At 67.0% G+C, this 1,259-nt stretch carries 1 protein-coding gene; it reads right to left on the reverse strand.

Annotated elements, in window-relative coordinates:
* Positions 1 to 1,259, reverse strand: a 1,259-nt coding sequence (locus tag DRB19_RS29635; protein ID WP_162815970.1) for a UDP-glucose dehydrogenase family protein, incomplete at both ends; no start/stop codon positions are given.

Raw genomic sequence — 1,259 nt, forward strand, 5'->3', positions numbered from 1 at the left:
GGCCGTCCGACGCTGATATAGGTGAAGCCTCTGCGCTGCATGTCGCTGGCGCGGTAGATGTTGCGCAGGTCCACCACCACGGGGGCGGCCAGCGCCGCCTTCAGGCGACCGAGATCGAGCGCCCGGAACATGTCCCACTCGGTCACGATCACCAGCGCGTCGGCGTCGCGCGCGCAGTCATAGGCGTCGCACGCATAGGCCACGTCCGGCAGCATCGTCTTGGCGGCCGCCATGCCCTCCGGATCATAGGCCCTGACCGTGGCCCCGCCATCCTGCAGGGTGCGGATGATGTCGATGGAGGGCGCCTCGCGCATGTCGTCGGTGTTGGGCTTGAAGGTCAGCCCCAGCATCGCCACCGTCTTGCCGCGCACCGTGCCGCCGCAGGCCGCGATGACCTTGCGGCCCATGGCGCGCTTGCGCTGGTCGTTGACCGCCGACACGGTCTCCACCAGCCGCATAGGGGCCTCGTAGTCCTGTGCGGTCTTGATCAGCGCCAGGGTGTCCTTGGGAAAGCACGAGCCGCCATAGCCGGGTCCCGCATTCAGGAACTTGCTCCCGATGCGGTTATCCAGCCCGATCCCCCGCGCCACGTCCTGCACGTCGGCTCCAACCTGCTCGCACAGGTCGGCGATTTCGTTGATGAACGTGATCTTGGTGGCCAGGAACGCATTGGCCGCATACTTGGTCAGCTCGGCGGTGCGCCGCGACATGGCCAGCACTGGGGACTGATTGAGATAGAGGGGGCGGTAGATCTCGTTCATCACCTCGCGGGCCCGGGGCTCCTCGGTGCCGATGACGATGCGGTCGGGGCGCTTGAAGTCGGCGATGGCCGCGCCCTCGCGCAGGAATTCGGGATTGGACACCACGGAGAAATCCGCATCGGGGCGGACTTCGCGAATGATGCGCTCCACTTCGTCGCCGGTTCCCACCGGCACGGTGGATTTGGTCACCACCACCGTATAGCCGCTCATGGCGGCGGCAATCTCGCGAGCGGCCTGATAGACGTAGGACAGGTCGGCATGCCCGTCGCCCCGGCGGGATGGGGTGCCGACCGCGATGAACACGGCCTCGGCGCTTTGCACCGCCTCCGCAAGCTCGGTCGTGAACGACAGGCGGCCCTCGCGCACGTTGGTGGTGACAAGCTCGGCTAGCCCCGGCTCGAAGATTGGGATCGCGCCGCCCTTCAGCGCGTCGATCTTGGCCGGCTCCTTGTCGACGCAGCACACCGCATGCCCGAAATCCGCAAAGCAGGCTCCCGA

Origin of the sequence: Microvirga aerophila (assembly GCF_003332305.1) — a bacterium.
Lineage (GTDB): Bacteria > Pseudomonadota > Alphaproteobacteria > Rhizobiales > Beijerinckiaceae > Microvirga > Microvirga aerophila.